Source organism: Mesorhizobium sp. 113-3-9, from assembly GCF_016756515.1.
Lineage (GTDB): Bacteria > Pseudomonadota > Alphaproteobacteria > Rhizobiales > Rhizobiaceae > Mesorhizobium.
Window position 1 is genome coordinate 5,096,303 of sequence record NZ_AP023246.1, and the last position, 15,693, is coordinate 5,111,995.

Genomic DNA, 15,693 nt, shown 5'->3' on the forward strand with positions numbered 1-15,693 from the left:
TCCGGCTCAACAGGAGCGAACGACATGAAGCGAATACTTCTTGCTGTCTTCGGTATCCTGGCACTGGCCTTTGCCACGCTCACGCCGGCATTCGCCCAGTCCAAGGGAACCGTCTACTATATGGTGCCGACATTGCTGGACGAGTTCCAGACCGGCTCGGTGACCGCGCTGGAGCTGTTCCTGAAACAGGTCGGCTACGAGATAAAGACGCTGAACGCCGACAACAAGACCGACGCCCAGCAATCGCAGATGAACGACGTCATCGCGCTGAAGCCAAAGGCGATCATCCTGGCGGCTGTCGATTTCAACGCACTGAAGCCGTCCATCGAGGCCGCACGCGCCGCCGGCATCCCGGTGGTCGAGTTCGACCGCCAGATCACGTCGACGCCTTCCGACTTCACCTCGGTGGCGGGTACCGTCGAGATCGGCCATATCGCCGCCGACCAGGCGGAGAAGCTGCTTAAGGCGAAGAACGGATCGGTGAAGGGCAAGGTGCTGCAGGTGCTCGGCGATCCCGGCGATCCCTACACGCTCGACATCCAGAAGGGTTTCGAGGAGAAGATGAAGGCGTTCCCGGACGTCAAGATCATCTCGCTGCCTGCCATGCAGTGGGAAGCCAGCAACGCCGGCACCATCGTCGCCGACCAGATGCTGGCCAACCCCGACATCGACCTGATCTTCAGCCATGCCGCGCATCTCTCGGTCGCCGCCGTCGCCTCGCTCGAGGCCGCCGGCAAAAAGCCGGGCGACGTCATGCTGATGAGCTCGAATGGCGCGCCGGTCGGCCTCGACCTGATACGCAAGGGTTGGCTCAACGTCGAAGTCGAGCAGCCGCTCTACGCGCAGGCCGCGGCCGTCGCCATGTTCATGGACAAGGTCGCCAACAAGCAGGAGATCAAGCCCGGTGAATATGACGTGCTGGGCCTGAAATCGACAGTGACCAAAGAGGCGTGGGGGCCGAACATCAAGATCCCGGGTGCCGCCATCACCAAGGAAAACGTCGACAATCCGGCCTTCTGGGGCAACCAGAAGGCGCCGACGGATACCGTCAAACCGGTCGAATAGGCCGGTCGCCTAAGCGCTCCGGACCAATTGGTCCGGAGCCGCCTCTCCGCAACATCAATCCGCGCAAGATCGCCGCCGAAATCGAGTTTTCGGGGTTCATGCGCCAGCCGGATCAGCTCATGAACCCCCGCACCCGCCAAGCCCTGGAGTTCGTCCTCGACAACCTTGTCTGGTTCATGCTGGTCTTCGTGCTGGTGGTCTTCTCCATCTTCATCCCGAACTATTTCCAGCTCGGCATCTTCGCCAACATCATCGAGGCCTCGAGCGTGCTCGGCGTCATGTCGATCGGCCTGGCGCTGGTCATCATCGCCGGCCACATGGATCTGTCGGTCGAATCCGTCGCGGCGCTCAGTGCCATGGCGGTGGGCATCCTGTTCTGCTCGTCCGGCATCGGCCTTGGCATCCAATTGCACCCGGAATGGCTGATGGTTCCGGTGTCGCTGCTGCTGGCTCTGGCCGTCGGCGGTCTCATCGGCGCCTTCAACGGGTTTCTGGTCGTCAAGGTCAAGATGAGCGCCTTCATCATAACGCTGGCGTCCTACATCTGGGTGCGCGGCCTGGTGCTGGTCATTTCGGGCGGCCGCTCGGCTCAGGATTTGGCACCCGCCATCCGCTGGTTCGGCATCCAGCGGCTGATCGGCCTGCCGCTGACCGCTTGGATCGCAATCGCCTGTTTCGTCGTCTTCTCGCTGATCATGGCCAAGACGCCGTTCGGCAGGCACCTCGTGATGATCGGCGGCAACGAGACGGCGACCTTCCGCGCCGGCATCCGGGTCAACCGCAACCTCATCATCGCCTTCGTGCTTGCCGGCGCCATCGCCGGCCTCGCCGGTTGGCTGCTGGCGATCCGCACCTCGGGCGCCACGGCAAATCTCGGCGTCGGGCTGCTGTTCAACGCCTTTGCCGCGGTCGTCATCGGCGGCGTCAGCCTGAAGGGCGGCGTCGGCACCTTGCCCGGCGTCTATGCCGGCGTGCTCCTGCTCTCGGCCATCAACACGGCGATCAACCTGATGGGACTGCCGGCCAACTTCACCCAGGTCATCCATGGCCTGCTGGTGCTGGCCGCGGTGCTGCTCGACGCATTCAAGCAAACCATTCGCCAGAGACTCGCATGACAGGACGACTCGCATGACCGGAAGATTGAAGGACAAGGTGGCGCTGATCGTCGGCAGCGCGCGCGGCATCGGCAAGGGAATCGCGCTACGCTTCGCCGCAGAAGGCGCAAGTCTGGTACTCGCCGACACCGAGGCCGAGGCCGGGCAAGCGACAGCCGACGAACTGGGCGTGCCCTTCATCCGCACCGACATCTCGCAAATGGCCGACGCGGAGGCCGCGGTGGCACTGGCACTGAAGCATCACGGCCGCCTCGACATCATCGTGCAGAATGCCGGCATCTATCCCTGGCAGCTGATCGAAAACACCAGCGCCGACGACTGGGACCGCGTGATGGCCGTCAATCTGCGCGGCACGTTCAACGCCAGCCGCGCGGCACTGGTGCCAATGAAGGCGCAGCGCTCCGGGCGCATGCTCTACACCTCGTCCATCACCGGCCCGCACGTGACCAGTCCCGGCCATGGCCATTATTCGGCCAGCAAGGCCGGCATCAACGGCTTCATCCGGGCAGCGGCGCTGGAATTCTCCGGCTACGGCATCACCGTCAACGGCGTCGAGCCCGGCAATATCCTCACAGAGGCCATCCAGCAGCATCGCGGCGCCGCCTATATCAAGAACATGGAGGATTCCATCCCGCTCGGCCGCCTCGGCAGTCCGCGCGACGTCGCCAATGCCTTCCTGTTCCTGGCCTCGGACGATGCCAGCTACATCACCGGCACGACCATCGTCGTCGACGGCGGGCAGTTGCTGCCCGAGGGCAAGGATTTCCGGATGGCGCCGCCGTGATCCGTAAACCTTAGACGGAAAGTCGCCGCTCTTTCCGTCGCCGTTCCGCGGCTTCCTGCAAAGGCTTACCGAAACCAGTTGAACAGTTGTTCGAGCATTCCGGGCGGCTCCAGCGAGAACACGGCGCGAAATGTCGTCGGCCGATCACTGGAAAATGCCGATGCAAGCGGTCGAGAATAGGATGCCGTGCGTCCGTCATCCGATATCGTGCCGCTTGTCTCGATGATGCGCGGAGCCGTCACCGTCCATGCGATATGCCTGCCTGACATCTTCGCCAATATGAGGGTCTGCAGCCCTTGCGCCATCGGATCGTCGTCATACTTGTCGGTTGGCTTGAGACTGGGGAAATTGACGACGAATTCGTAATTGTCCCCTACTCGATTGAGCTGCACGCCTTGCTTCTTGTCTCCTCCGACACTGGCGTTCGAAAGAGCCGCGACGAGATCGTCCGTCTTGCCGGAGAAAAACAGCGAGCAGACCTCATCGCGGCCCTCGGTTTTCTGCTCGGCGGTTCCGGTTATGCCCGGCGACGACAACAGCTTGTCGGTCCTGCACCATTTGCCGGTCGCGTTCTTGGCCATCGCCAGTAGTGAGGAATCCACCGCTATCCGGATATTGGCCGTCGCGGTCCCATCGCGCCGGAATGCCAGATCCTGCTTCACGTCGAAGCAGCCCGCCACCAACAGACATCCGACCAGCGACACCACGATGTTGAGACGAACAGGGAATATCCAAAAACGCATCACATCTACGTTCAAATCTTGGCTCGGTGTCTCTTTTCGCGGCACCCTTCGCAAAAAGCGGCCAGCCGACGATGCGAAATAACCTATAAAAACCATAAGGCTATTTGGTGGGCGATGACGGACTCGAACCGCCGACATCTTCGGTGTAAACGAAGCGCTCTACCAACTGAGCTAATCGCCCGCTCCGGCGGGACCTTTAAGCGGTCGGGACCGGGTTCGCAAGGCCAAATGAACAGCCGACGCCCTGTTCGCACGCCGGATTTGTCCACAGAATGGCGGCTGTCAAAAAACCTTCTCCAGTTTGTGTTTATGATGGTTTGGTGCGCTTGACACCCGGAGGCGAACCCCTTATCCACCGCCCCAACGACGAACACGGCTGACACGTGCTCGTCAATGCGCGGGTGTAGCTCAGTTGGTTAGAGTGCCGGCCTGTCACGCCGGAGGTCGCGGGTTCGAGCCCCGTCACTCGCGCCAAGTCTTTTCAAGGACTTGGCCTTTGTCGCGCATAAGAAGTTTCAACTTTTCCTGCCGCCGGGCGCCCTGCTTTAGAGCCGGGGCCGAAGGTTCTAGAGCGGAAGGTTAAAGCCTCGTCGAGAGGCTCAACCGCAAAGCGGACCGAGGCACCCGAAGTCGATTGTCATTCGCAGCGGTGCGGCTCAAACCGTCTCCCCAATTCGAAAAACTCCCGTCGTGCCAGATAAGTATCGGGCTGATGGCCTGGACTCCAATTCACCCTTCCAAGACGCCCGGCGCCGTTCCCTAAATTGCAGAGATTTACATTAGCGATCTCTCAACTAAGTGGGACGACCATACTCCGCGTTGGGTCGACAGTTGGGTGTTGCGATGCAAAGTGACTTTGCAGCGGCGCGCGAGCTGCTCGAATGCGCGCAAAACCGCCTATCCGGAAACGACGAGACAAGCCGGAGTGTCCGCGCGAAGCTCGATGTCCTGATTGAAGAGATCGCAGCCGCGGAATTTCAGAAGGCGCCCTTGACGATCGTTCCATTTCCGCGAACGCGACCGCCGCGGTAGTCGGGAGCCCAGCCCCCTTCCCTTCAAGCGGCGGACTGGCGGAGCTTTTTCATCTCCTTCGGGCCTCGAGGCCGCGCGGACATTATCGGACCGCCAAGACCTTCATACCCGCACCCTGACCTGCTCCAGGGACTGCACCTGGCGTCCATCGACAAAATTGTCGGGATGCAGCCAAATCAAGAAGGCGGCGTTGGCAGCCACCCATTCCCGCGCCAGGAGGGAATACATGCAGATGTCGCATGGGCGCCCTTTCAAGGTGAGACCTTCACGCAATATGCCCTCGAAGAGGAAACCCAGCCGATCGGCTGCTCGCCTGGATTTCGCGTTGGCCGTCGTGCAGGTCCATTCCAGGCGGCGATAACCCAGATCGTCGAACACGTGTCGCATGATGAGGAACAGCGACTCGCTGGCCGCGACAGTCCTTTGTAGAGCCGGTGCGAAGAGGATATAGCCCAGTTCGATCACCCTGTGTGCCGGCCTTGCCTCCATCAGGCAAAGCCAGCCAACAGGCCCTGCGGCGGTTCGTAGTGTCAGAAATGTGCGCGATTGGTCGCCAAGCAGGTCGCCGACATGCGCCCGGAAAGATTCGACCCCGTCGAACGGTCCCACTTTCATATCGGCCCAGATCTCGTCGCGTTCGCCGGCATGGGTTAGCCGGAAGATATCATCGGCATCTTCGCGACAGAGCGGAACCAGACTTATGTGATCTCCGGTCAAAGTTACCGGCCGGGGAACGCTCGCACTGCCGGCTGCTTTCGACAGTTCCTTCCATCTCTCTTGCTCAGCCATGCTCCGTCACCGCTGATTGGCGCCCTTAGGGAGGGAATCTGGTTCGGACGGTACCCCAATGGGGCATTCGGCCTCAACCTTTTCGGAAAGGCCAGAATAAGAGGGGGCTTGTGGGGTCAACAGCCGGCCGTGCCTCCGAGGTTTTCTCCGATCGCCTGGAAATCAGGCGAATGACCAGGCAGACGTAGCCGACCTGCAAGACGACCAACGTCAGTACCGCCCAACCAAGCGACGCCCAGATCGACCCGGACTCCAAGTAAACCCAGATCGAAATGCCGATTGTCGTTGCAAGCATTCCGACCAGAAATTGCGGAAAGTACATCTCGATTGCCCCGCCCACCCCCAACCTTTCGGTTCGAGATCGATATCCACGTGCCCCGCATCTGTTATTTAAGTTGCCACTAAATTAGCAATTACGCAATTTGTTAATCATGAACTTGCGGGCGGTTGTGGTTGGCATCATGAGCAGCGAGAACAGATGGTATTGGCCGGCGCTTCTCTCGCGCACGGCCGCTGGCGGCAACGACAACAGTCGATCGGCGACACCGATCCTAGTTCCGGGCCAGCAGCGCCTCGACCTCGCGCAGTGTCGGCATCGACGGCGCTGTGCCCGGTCGCGTCACCGAAATGCCGGCGACCGCGCAGGCGAAGCGCACCGCTTGCAGCGGCTCCACGCCTCGCGAAAGCGCGGCGGCGAAGCCGCCGTTGAAGGCATCTCCGGCTCCCGTGGTTTCGACCACCGGCCCGGCGCTGATGGCGGGAACATGCTCGGAGCGGTCCCTGGTGTGCAGCAGTGCGCCCTTGTCACCGAGCGTGACGATGACGGCGCCGACGCCCTTTTCCAGCAGCTTGCCGGCAGCGGCCCGGGCGTCATCGACCGAGGAGACTTTCAGCCCCGTCAATTCCTCAGTCTCGGTCTCGTTCGGCGTGAGATAGTCGCAGAGCGTAAAGATGCGGTCGGGGAGCCTGGCCGCGGGAGCGGGGTTGAGGATAGTCGTCACCCCTGCCCCGCGCGCGATCTCCAGCGCCCTCAGCGCCGCGTCGATCGGCTGTTCGAGCTGCGTGACAAAGACCCCGGCACCGCCGATCAGATCGGCATTGACCTCGATATCGGCCGGCGAAATCAGCATGGCCGCACCAGGGCTGACGATGATGGCGTTGTTGCCGCTTCCCTCCTCGACAAAGATGTAGGCGGCGCCCGTGTAGCTATCCGGCGTATCGATGACGGCGCTTTTCACGCCGGCATCCTTCCAGGTCCGCTTGGCCATGTCGGCGAATGCATCGACGCCAAGCCGAGTCAGGAAAGTGATATCGGCACCGAGCTTGCCGGCGGCCACCGCCTGGTTCGAACCCTTGCCGCCCGGCCCGAGCTTGAACGAATTGCCGAGGATCGTTTCGCCCATGCGCGGCTGGCGGTCGGCGCGATAGGCGGTATCGGCGACGAAGACGCCCAGGACGACGACAGGTTTCATGACAACTGGCTTGCTGGAGGCCATGCTGCTACGCCGCGTCCGGCGGCACGACGCCCTTGCGGAAGGCGAAGCAGCCGTAAAAGCGGCGCTCGCCGGTCTGGATCACGCAATAGGCCCGTTTGGCGCGCTCATAGAAGGCGTAGCGCTCGACCGGGAGCATCGGCCAGGACTTGCCCTCGGCCGCGTCGATTTCCTTTTGCACTTCCTTCTGCACGGGCGGAATCTCGTCCGGCTTGCCGACGATCTCCATGCGCGCCGCGGAGTCGTCGACGAACGTATCCAGCGGGTAGAGCGACAGCACCGCCTTCACCACTTGCGCCGCCGGGGCATCGATGCGCAACAGGCGGCCGAGCGCCGTCTGGCGCGCCACCGAATCGGACGGGAAATTGGTGTCGGCTATGATCAGGTCGTCGCCATGTCCCATCGCCCGCAATGCCTGCAGCACGTCGGCATTGAGCAACGGATGGATCCCTTTGAGCATGATGGTCCTCGTGAAGTCCGTTTGAGATCAGAGACGCTTGCCGGTCTCGGCGTCGAACAGGTGGATATGGTCGAGCCTGGGCCGGAGCTTGAGCGTATCGCCCGGCTTGAAGTCGTGGCGCTCGCGAAACAAGGCCACCATCTCGCCGTCGCCGAAACGCAGGAATACCAGCGTTTCGGACCCGGTCGGCTCGACCACCGAAATCTTCGCCGGGACGCCATCAGGATGGATCTCGAGATGCTCCGGGCGCACGCCATAGACGACGGCCTGCACGTCCTGCGCGGCATTGTCGCCAATCGGGAACAATGTACCTGATATGTCGACGCCGGGCTTGTCGCCCTTGCGCAGAACACCCTTGAGCAAGTTCATCGAAGGTGAGCCGATAAAACCGGCGACGAACAAATTGGCCGGCCGGTCGAACAGCTCCAGCGGCGCGCCGACCTGCTCGATGCGGCCGTCGCGCATGACGACGATCTTGTCGGCCATCGTCATCGCCTCGATCTGGTCGTGGGTGACATAGATGGTGGTGGTTTTCAGCCGCTGGTGGAGTTCCTTGATCTCGGTTCGCATCTGCACGCGCAGCTTGGCATCGAGGTTCGAGAGCGGCTCATCGAAGAGGAACACTTGCGGATTGCGCACGATGGCACGCCCCATCGCCACGCGTTGACGCTGGCCGCCCGAAAGCTGCCGGGGATAGCGCTTGAGATAGGGATTGAGATCGAGAATGTCGGCGGCGCGCTTGACCCGCTCGGCGACCACGGCCGGATCGGTTTTCCGCAGCTTGAGGGCAAAGGCCATGTTCTGCTCCACCGTCTTGTGCGGATAGAGAGCGTAGTTCTGGAACACCATGGCGATGTCGCGTTTTGCCGGCGGCAGATGATTGACGACACGGTCGCCGATGGCGATCGTGCCGCCGGAAACGGTCTCCAGCCCGGCCACCATTCTGAGCAGCGTGGACTTGCCGCAACCTGAAGGACCGACCAGCACGACGAACTGTCCGTCAGCGATGTCGACGCTGACTTCGTGCAGAACCTTGACGGTTCCAAAAGCCTTGGCCACCTTGCTGATCGCGACTTGAGCCATATCTCCCCCATCGGCCCCACTGGCCGTAGGCGCAGAAGCTAACCAACGTGACCTGCCAGGGCAAGTCGGTCTCTTATAGATAAAAACCTGTTCTCGTTGACACGGCGTTTGGTTGTGAGAATAGTGGCGGGCGCTGGTCCAAATGTCGGTAACGATCCGCAGGGAACTTCAATCGACGCAGGGTGGGGTCCTGCCTAATTCAATGCCCAGCCTGGAGCACAATTGCGCTCCAACGTCCGACAGGTGGCCACATCCATTCACACTGATATTCTGGGAGGAATAGTCGATGAGAACAGGTCTTTACGATAAACTGGTCCGCGCCGGCGCCACAAGGCGCGACATCTTGAAGGGCGCGGCCAGCATGGCCGCGATCGCGGCGGCATCCGGCGCGGGGCTCGGTGCACTGACGCGTCCTGCCTCCGCGGCAAGCGAGCTTCGCTCGAAGATCCTGCAGATTCCCGGCGTTGGCAAAGGCCAGCCGACCGATGCCGATTTCCAGAAGGTCGGCGAACTCTGCCTCGACGCGACCAAGGCCAATGTCAAGGAAGGCGAATTCGCCGGCGTTGAGCTGACCTTCATGGGCCTCAACAACCAGAACCTGCACAATGTGCTGTTCCGCGGCTTCCTGAAGCCATGGGAGGCCTATACCGGCGCCAAGATCAGCTGGATCGACCTGGCGCAGGCCGACTACAACGCCCGCCTGCAGCAGTCGATCGCCACCGGGACCGTCGACTTCGACATTATCGAGATGGGCGCGCCCTTCGAGGGCGATGTCTGCGGCAAGGGCCTGACCTCGGAAATGCCCGACTGGGTCAAGAAGCAGATCGATTTCGACGATCTGGTCAATTATCTGAAGCCGCCGGTCGGCACCTGGGATGGCAAGCAGTATCGCGTGACCATCGACGGCGACACGCACAATTTCAACTACCGCACCGACGTGTTCGCCGATGCCGACCTCGCCAAGCAGTGGAAGGACGGCGGTGGTGAAGGCGAATGGGGCGTGCCGAAGACCTGGCAGCAGGTGCAGGCCGTGACCAAGTTCCTCAAGGGCAAGAAATTCAAGGGCCAGGACGTCTACGGCTATCTCGATGCGCCCAAGCCCTGGGGCGGTTTCGGCTTCTACTTCCTCGGCAGCCGCGCCACCGCCTATGCCAAGCATCCCGACGACAAGGCCTGGCTGTTCGACGCCGACACGATGAAGCCGCGCGTCAACAATCCGGCCTGGGTGCGCGCCATCCAGGACGTGATCGACGCGCTGCCGTCCGAACCCGCCGACCAGATCAACGCCGATCCGAACACCACCGCCTTCCAGCAATTCCTGGCCGGCACCGGCTCGATGATCCCGTGGTGGGGTGACGTCGGCTCGAACGTCAAGACCAATGATTCCTCTGTCATCGGCGACGTCACCGGCTTCTCGATCCTGCCGGGTTCGGACGACGTCTACAACTCCAAGACCGGCGCCTGGGAAAAGCTCGCCAGCGGCCCGAACTACTCGCCGAACTGCGCCTATCTCGGCTGGGGCGTTTACGTGATGGCCCGCGTCGACAGCGACGAGAAGAAGAAGAAAGCGGCATGGTCCGCCGCCGCCCATCTCGGCGGCAAGGACCTGTCGATCTGGACGGCGATGTATCCGTCCGGCTTCCAGCCCTACCGCAATTCCCATTTCGACATTCCGGAATGGGTGGCGGCCGGCTACGACGAGGCCTTCATCACCTCGTACCTCAAGTCGGAAGGCGACAGCTACAACCATCCGAATGCGGCGATCGAGCCACGCATCCCCGGCATCTTCCAGTATTATTCCGCCGCCGAGGACATTCTGGCCAATACCTTCGCCGGCAAGATGAAGGCGCAGGAAGGCGCCGACGCCATTGCCGCGGCCTGGGAGAAGCTGACCGACCAGATCGGCCGCGAAAAGCAGATCAAGCTCTACAAGGCCTCGCTCGGCCTGGCCTGATCAGAGCCTGAACCTGGGTCCGGCGACGAGAGCCGCCGGACCCTGTCTTGACCGGTACGCCGGTCGCGAAGTGCCTTCTGCAACCGGACGAGACGCGTGGCTGACCAGATTTTGCCCACCAATGATTGGCCGGCAAACGCCGTCCCATCCGACCTGATCCCGCCAGGCCGCAAACGCCTTGGCTGGGCGCTGATGGCGCTGGCCACGTTCGGCCTCCTGGCAACGATCCTGGTACAGATCCTCTACAAGAGCGAAGTCGACACGATCGGCTTCGAGACATGGCGTCCCGTCGTCTACGCCTATGTGCTATGGGGCGTGGCGCTCGGCATCGGCCAGGTGCTGACGCGCGGCGAGGACGGGCAGCGCGCGCTGTTCCTGTTGCCGGCGCTGCTGTTCACCATCGCCATGGTGATCTTCCCGACGCTGTTCGGCTTCTACATCGCGCTCACCGACTGGAACCTCTCCTCCTTCAGTGGCCGCAGGTTCAACGGGCTCGACAATTTCTGGCAGATGCTTGGTGACCCCTACTACCGCAATGCACTGTTCAACATGGTGCTCTATGTGCTGGCGGTGCTGGTCGAATATGTCATCGCCTTCGGCTTGGCGCTGTTGCTCAACGCACAGATCCGGGCGCGAAAATTCTTCCGCGTCGTCTTCCTGATGCCGCTGATGCTGTCGCCGGTCGCGGTATCCTGGATGATCGGCAAATCGCTGATGGAATACCGGTTCGGGCCGGCGGCGACGCTGGCGCGCCATCTTGGCTGGGATAATCCCGCCTTTTTCTCCGATCCGATCACAGCGCGCATCTCGATCATGCTGCTCGACGCCTGGACCTTCATTCCCTTCATGATGATCATGCTGCTGGCCGGCCTGCAGGCCATGTCGCGCGAGGTGCTGGAGGCGGCGCGCGTTGACGGCGCGACCGCATGGCAGACCTTCTGGCAGGTCACCTTCCCGCTGATGCTGCCGGTTTCGGTGACGGCGGTGATCCTGCGCATCATCTTCAAGCTGAAGCTTGCCGACATCATCATCACGGTGACATCGGGCGGCCCGGGCGGCGCGACCGATTCCGTGTCGAGCTTCATCTACCGCGAATACCGCGACCGTTCGAATGTCGGCTACGGCACCATGCTGGCAATGGCCTATCTCGTCATCATCGTCGTGTTCGTGACCTGGCTGCTGAAGCTCGCCAACCGCTTCGTGCGCAACGTCAACTGAGTGGCCGGATCATGAGCGTTCAGACCACCGACTATACCGTCTCCGAAATCCGCTCTCCGGCGAGCTTCATCACCAGCCGCGTCTTCATCTATGGGGCGCTCGTCTTCTGGGCCTTCATCTGCCTGTTCCCGATCTACTGGACGATAACGACCTCGTTCAAATCGGCGGTCGACGTCACGCAAGGCCATCTCATCCCCTTCGTCGACTTCTGGCCGGACTGGAAGGGCTGGCGTTCGCTCGGCCTGTCGCCGGATTCGATCTTCCAGACCTCCACGGTGCGCGATGAGTTCTTCAAGCGCTTCATGAACTCGGTCATCACCTCGGTCGGCGCATCGAGCCTCGCCATCGTCATCGGCAGCCTCGCCGCCTACGGCCTGACGCGCTACCGCTACAAATTCGCCTGGTTCAGGAACGAGGACATCTCCTTCTTCTTCCTGTCGCAGCTGATCCTGCCGCCCGTGGTGCTCGCCCTGCCCTTCCTGGTGCTCTATCGGGAAGTCGGCCTGCTCGACACGCGCGTCGGGCTGATCCTGCTCTATACGCTGATGGTGCTGCCGATCGTCATCTGGATCATGCGCGACCAGTTCAACTCCATCCCCGTCGAGCTGGAGGAAGCAGCCCTCGTCGATGGCCTGTCGATCTGGGGCGCGTTTTTCCGCATCGTCATGCCGATCGCGCTGCCAGGCATGGTCGCCGCCTTCATCCTGGCGATGGTGCTATGCTGGAACGAGTATTTCTTCGCCGCGCTGCTGACCTCGACCGACGCCAAGACCATTCCCGTCATGGTGGCGAGCCAGACCGGCTCGCAAGGCATCAACTGGTGGTCGATGGCGGCGCTCGCCACCGCGGCGATTGCGCCGCTGGCGGTCATCGGCATCGCGCTGGAGCGCTATCTGATCATGGGCATGACTGCGGGCGCGGTGAAATAGGCTCGAGGCGCAATATCCGCGTTGGCCACAAAGGCCATGACCGCTAGGCAAGGGTGTCATGCCGATCGCCTGGCAGGGTCGGACCTACCGGGCGGAACGGCTGAAAACCCGTGATTAGGCCTTCAGGATGGACCGCAGGTGATCCATGATCATGGCGACGCCCTTTTGGCCGAGTTCCGCCGAGGCGTCCTTGGCACCAGCCGTATACCAGCCGGTATTGTCGGCGAAGCGGGCGGCATCGACAGCTTCAAGGCATAGCGCCAGCATCAGCGATGTCTCGCCGATGCCCGCATGGTCGAACGGGTACCTGCCGTTCATGGCGGCCGGCATCAACGGATGCACCTGCACCCAGTTGAAGAAGTTTTCCCCCTCGGCATGTCCGGCATAATAGTCGGCCATCGTCTCGGAACCCCACCAGCCCTCGCCGCGCTGCTTCTCCAGAAAACGGAAGATCGCCTGACGGCCGGCGGTCTTGAAGGCGAGATCGGTCGGCATGCCAGCGGCAAAATTCTCGGTCTGGTGATGGACGATGGCGTGGATGTTGCGGAAGCCGATGCGCAGCAGGCTGTAGAACAGCTCCTCGCCGAATGGGGCCAGTTGATTGCCGCCGACCTGCACCGAACCAGTGCCTTCCGGCGGCGCCACCGCGTAACTCGCCGCGCCGTAGTAGAAGGGCGGCAGGATGACGACGTCCCTCTCCTTCTCGAACAGCTCCAGCGTCTTGATGACGGCCAGCGTGTCCATGCCGACAGCCATGTGCTCGCCATGGTATTCGAGCACGCCAAGCGGCAGCGCGACCGGCCAATTCTGCGCGATCGCCTTGCGGATCTGGTGTGGCAGCATCAGTTCATAACGCATGGTCTATTCCATGTTGGTGTGGCGCGCGCGCATGGCTTGCGGCGACGCACCGGTCAGGGATTTGAGTTTCAGCACCATCACCTCGAACAGCAGGAACAGGGCGCCTTCGAACACCGAGCCCATCGGCAGGACCGAAGTCTTTTGCGGACCCTGGTCATCGGCCATGGTCTGGGCCGGGATGAGCAGCGTGGTGTCGGCCAGTCCCGCGGCACTGCCGCCGGCCTGGGCGGTCAGCAGCAGATTGGTCGCGCCGGCGTTGCGCGCAACCTGCATCAAGGTCAGCACTGTCGAGGTTTCTCCCGGCCCGGAACTGGACAGGAAAACATCGCCTGGACCCAGCGGCGGCGTGGTCATGTCGCCGACCACCGAGACAGGCAGGCCGAGATGGTAGAGCCGCATGGCGAAACCCTTGACCTGCAAGGCCTCGCGGCCGCAGCCATAGACGACGATTTGCCCTGCATCGGCCAGCAGCTTGCAGGCGGCGTCGATGCTGCCTTCATCCACACGTGCCAGCACGCCGCCGAGCTCATCGAGCGCGGTCTTGAACAGGTTTTCGTTCCGGCCGCTCACGGCAAATCCACCCTCGAAATCGTCCGGGAATTTTTTCACGAACAGCTTGATCTGGTTCATGCTAGCAACCGCGAAAATGCGTGTCCAACGCCGCGCAACGCTTTTGCCTGATCACAGGCGTGATAGTGTCATGTCAGACAAATCAACCCGGGAAACTGCAGGACATGAAGACACGGCATTTCGACCGCACCGGCAATGGCGGCATCACCTTCACCGAGCTCGGCTTCGGCACGGCACCGCTCGGCAATCTCTACCGCACCGTTTCGGACGAGGATGCCAATGCCACGCTGGATGCCGCCTGGGCGACCGGCTGCCGCTACTACGACACCGCGCCGCTCTATGGGCTCGGCCTGTCTGAAACGCGCCTCAATCCCTTCCTGCGCGGCAAGAAGCGCGACGACTATGTGCTGTCGAGCAAGGTCGGCCGGCTGATGCGCGCCTGCCCGCCCGAGCAGCGCACGGGCATCGGCAAGTTCTTCGACACGCCGTCGCGCCGCGAGGTGTACGATTACAGCTATGACGGCGTGATGCGCTCATTCGAGGCCTCGCTCGAGCGGCTTGGCGTCGACCGGATAGACATACTGTTCGTGCACGATGTTGACATCTTCACCCATGGCAGCAAGGAGGCGTCCGACCAGCGCATCGAGGAATTCATGCGCTCGGGCTATTACGGGCTGCTGTCGCTGCGCGACCAGGGCGTCATCAAGGCGTTCGGCGGCGGCATCAACGAATGGCAGGTTGCCCAGACGCTGGCCGAGCGCGGCGATTTCGACCTGTTCCTGCTTGCCGGGCGCTACACGCTGCTCGAACAGGAAGCGCTGACATCCTTCCTGCCGCTCTGCCAGAAACGCGGCATCGGCATCGTTCTCGGCGGACCCTACAATTCCGGCATCCTGGCGACGGGACCGAAACCCGGCGCCTACTACAATTACTCCGAAGCGCCGAAGGACATTCTCGAGCGGGTCGCCGGCATCGAGGCTGTCTGCAAACGCCATGGCGTCAGGCTGATCGAGGCGGCGCTGCAGTTTCCGTTGCTGCATCCCTCGGTCGTCTCGGTGATCCCCGGCGGCCAGCGGCCGAGCGAAGTCGAAAGCAACCGGACGCTGCTCGACGCGAAACTGCCAGCAGCCCTTTGGGCCGACCTCAAGAAGGAAGGCCTGATGAGCGCCGATGCGCCGACCGCATAAGCGGGGGCCATTCGCGTCGGCGTCGGGCACAAAAAAGAAAAGCCGAGGCAAGCCCGGCTTTTCTGGTCTCTGAAAAAGAAAAACGCGTTTAGTTGACGGCGTCCTTGAGGCCTTTGCCGGCCGAAAACTTCGGCACGGTGCGTGCCGGGATCTTCACTTCGGCGCCGGTCTGGGGGTTGCGGCCAGTCGAGGCCGCACGCTTTGACACGGTGAAATTGCCAAAGCCGACAAGCCGGACATCGCCGCCCTTCTTCAGTTCGCCGGTGATTACGGAAAACACCGCATCGACCGCCGACTGCGCGTCACCCTTCGAAATGCTCGCGGCGTCGGCGACAGCGGACACCAGTTCGTTCTTGTTCATAAAAATTCCCTTCCATGAGAACACCGGAACTAACGACTCATCCGGCAGGAAA

At 62.1% G+C, this 15,693-nt stretch carries 15 protein-coding genes and 2 tRNA genes; 8 read left to right on the forward strand and 9 right to left on the reverse strand.

What is annotated here, in order from left to right; all coding sequences use genetic code 11:
• Positions 1-24 precede the first annotated feature (24 nt).
• From MesoLj_RS25015 to MesoLj_RS25025, 3 genes are all read left to right on the forward strand, one after another.
• On the forward strand, positions 25-1,065 hold the full coding sequence (locus MesoLj_RS25015; protein ID WP_140767861.1) for a sugar ABC transporter substrate-binding protein: 1,041 nt from the start codon (positions 25-27) through the stop codon (positions 1,063-1,065).
• 119 nt (positions 1,066-1,184) lie between these two features.
• Positions 1,185-2,180 (forward strand): ABC transporter permease, encoded by a 996-nt coding sequence (locus tag MesoLj_RS25020; protein ID WP_065005129.1) that lies wholly within the window; start codon positions 1,185-1,187, stop codon positions 2,178-2,180.
• A gap of 13 nt (positions 2,181-2,193) precedes the next feature.
• Positions 2,194-2,964, forward strand: coding sequence for an SDR family oxidoreductase (locus MesoLj_RS25025; protein WP_202322919.1), 771 nt, complete (start codon positions 2,194-2,196; stop codon positions 2,962-2,964).
• Between the two features lie 65 nt (positions 2,965-3,029).
• Here the strand turns inward: MesoLj_RS25025 and MesoLj_RS25030 are convergent, their stop codons facing one another.
• Complete coding sequence (locus tag MesoLj_RS25030; protein ID WP_202322920.1) at positions 3,030-3,845, reverse strand: hypothetical protein; 816 nt, start codon at positions 3,843-3,845, stop codon at positions 3,030-3,032.
• A tRNA-Val gene (locus MesoLj_RS25035) sits at positions 3,813-3,888 on the reverse strand. Before MesoLj_RS25035 ends, MesoLj_RS25030 begins: the two co-directional genes overlap by 33 nt.
• Positions 3,889-4,104: 216 nt before the next feature.
• On the opposite strand from MesoLj_RS25035, the gene MesoLj_RS25040 reads away from it, so the two are divergent.
• Positions 4,105-4,181: transfer RNA gene (locus MesoLj_RS25040), tRNA-Asp, on the forward strand.
• Positions 4,182-4,841: 660 nt separating this feature from the next.
• Here the strand turns inward: MesoLj_RS25040 and MesoLj_RS25045 are convergent.
• The 4 genes from MesoLj_RS25045 to MesoLj_RS25065 all read right to left on the reverse strand — a co-directional run bounded on the left by MesoLj_RS25045 (position 4,842) and on the right by MesoLj_RS25065 (position 8,564).
• A complete protein-coding gene (locus tag MesoLj_RS25045; RefSeq protein ID WP_202322921.1) occupies positions 4,842-5,528 on the reverse strand; it encodes a GNAT family N-acetyltransferase in 687 nt (228 codons plus the stop codon).
• Positions 5,529-6,079: 551 nt separating this feature from the next.
• Positions 6,080-7,000 (reverse strand): ribokinase, encoded by a 921-nt coding sequence (gene rbsK / locus MesoLj_RS25055; RefSeq protein WP_244735158.1) that lies wholly within the window; start codon positions 6,998-7,000, stop codon positions 6,080-6,082.
• Positions 7,001-7,028: 28 nt separating this feature from the next.
• Complete coding sequence (locus MesoLj_RS25060; RefSeq protein ID WP_140767867.1) at positions 7,029-7,481, reverse strand: RbsD/FucU family protein; 453 nt, start codon at positions 7,479-7,481, stop codon at positions 7,029-7,031.
• Positions 7,482-7,508: 27 nt separating this feature from the next.
• On the reverse strand, positions 7,509-8,564 hold the full coding sequence (locus tag MesoLj_RS25065; protein WP_202322923.1) for an ABC transporter ATP-binding protein: 1,056 nt from the start codon (positions 8,562-8,564) through the stop codon (positions 7,509-7,511).
• Between the two features lie 286 nt (positions 8,565-8,850).
• Here MesoLj_RS25065 and MesoLj_RS25070 point away from each other — a divergent pair, with 286 nt between their 5' ends.
• From MesoLj_RS25070 to MesoLj_RS25080, 3 genes are all read left to right on the forward strand, one after another.
• Positions 8,851-10,518, forward strand: a complete 1,668-nt coding sequence (locus tag MesoLj_RS25070; protein WP_140767869.1) for an ABC transporter substrate-binding protein — start codon at positions 8,851-8,853, stop codon at positions 10,516-10,518.
• Between the two features lie 96 nt (positions 10,519-10,614).
• Complete coding sequence (locus MesoLj_RS25075; protein ID WP_140767870.1) at positions 10,615-11,736, forward strand: carbohydrate ABC transporter permease; 1,122 nt, start codon at positions 10,615-10,617, stop codon at positions 11,734-11,736.
• Positions 11,737-11,747: 11 nt separating this feature from the next.
• Positions 11,748-12,665: a carbohydrate ABC transporter permease gene (locus tag MesoLj_RS25080; protein ID WP_056562348.1), complete on the forward strand. Its 918-nt coding sequence runs from the start codon at positions 11,748-11,750 to the stop codon at positions 12,663-12,665.
• 114 nt (positions 12,666-12,779) lie between these two features.
• On the opposite strand, the gene MesoLj_RS25085 is transcribed toward MesoLj_RS25080, so the two are convergent.
• Complete coding sequence (locus MesoLj_RS25085; protein WP_202322924.1) at positions 12,780-13,523, reverse strand: creatininase family protein; 744 nt, start codon at positions 13,521-13,523, stop codon at positions 12,780-12,782.
• A gap of 3 nt (positions 13,524-13,526) precedes the next feature.
• Positions 13,527-14,153, reverse strand: coding sequence for an SIS domain-containing protein (locus tag MesoLj_RS25090; protein WP_202322925.1), 627 nt, complete (start codon positions 14,151-14,153; stop codon positions 13,527-13,529).
• Between the two features lie 104 nt (positions 14,154-14,257).
• Here MesoLj_RS25090 and MesoLj_RS25095 point away from each other — a divergent pair, with 104 nt between their 5' ends.
• Positions 14,258-15,280 carry an aldo/keto reductase gene (locus tag MesoLj_RS25095; RefSeq protein WP_202322926.1) on the forward strand — a complete coding sequence of 341 codons (1,023 nt, stop codon included), beginning with the start codon at positions 14,258-14,260 and terminating at the stop codon, positions 15,278-15,280.
• 88 nt (positions 15,281-15,368) lie between these two features.
• Here the strand turns inward: MesoLj_RS25095 and MesoLj_RS25100 are convergent, their stop codons facing one another.
• Positions 15,369-15,641, reverse strand: a complete 273-nt coding sequence (locus tag MesoLj_RS25100) for an HU family DNA-binding protein (RefSeq protein ID WP_006201846.1) — start codon at positions 15,639-15,641, stop codon at positions 15,369-15,371.
• Positions 15,642-15,693: the final 52 nt, after the last annotated feature.

Coding starts and splice junctions, on each gene's coding strand:
- MesoLj_RS25015 (WP_140767861.1), top strand. CDS start 25: ATGAAGCGAATACTTCTTGCTGTCTTCGGTATCCTGGCACTGGCCTTT.
- MesoLj_RS25020 (WP_065005129.1), top strand. CDS start 1,185: ATGAACCCCCGCACCCGCCAAGCCCTGGAGTTCGTCCTCGACAACCTT.
- MesoLj_RS25025 (WP_202322919.1), top strand. CDS start 2,194: ATGACCGGAAGATTGAAGGACAAGGTGGCGCTGATCGTCGGCAGCGCG.
- MesoLj_RS25030 (WP_202322920.1), bottom strand. CDS start 3,845: ATGTCGGCGGTTCGAGTCCGTCATCGCCCACCAAATAGCCTTATGGTT.
- MesoLj_RS25045 (WP_202322921.1), bottom strand. CDS start 5,528: ATGGCTGAGCAAGAGAGATGGAAGGAACTGTCGAAAGCAGCCGGCAGT.
- rbsK (WP_244735158.1), bottom strand. CDS start 7,000: ATGAAACCTGTCGTCGTCCTGGGCGTCTTCGTCGCCGATACCGCCTAT.
- MesoLj_RS25060 (WP_140767867.1), bottom strand. CDS start 7,481: ATGCTCAAAGGGATCCATCCGTTGCTCAATGCCGACGTGCTGCAGGCA.
- MesoLj_RS25065 (WP_202322923.1), bottom strand. CDS start 8,564: ATGGCTCAAGTCGCGATCAGCAAGGTGGCCAAGGCTTTTGGAACCGTC.
- MesoLj_RS25070 (WP_140767869.1), top strand. CDS start 8,851: ATGAGAACAGGTCTTTACGATAAACTGGTCCGCGCCGGCGCCACAAGG.
- MesoLj_RS25080 (WP_056562348.1), top strand. CDS start 11,748: ATGAGCGTTCAGACCACCGACTATACCGTCTCCGAAATCCGCTCTCCG.
- MesoLj_RS25085 (WP_202322924.1), bottom strand. CDS start 13,523: ATGCGTTATGAACTGATGCTGCCACACCAGATCCGCAAGGCGATCGCG.
- MesoLj_RS25090 (WP_202322925.1), bottom strand. CDS start 14,153: ATGAACCAGATCAAGCTGTTCGTGAAAAAATTCCCGGACGATTTCGAG.
- MesoLj_RS25095 (WP_202322926.1), top strand. CDS start 14,258: ATGAAGACACGGCATTTCGACCGCACCGGCAATGGCGGCATCACCTTC.
- MesoLj_RS25100 (WP_006201846.1), bottom strand. CDS start 15,641: ATGAACAAGAACGAACTGGTGTCCGCTGTCGCCGACGCCGCGAGCATT.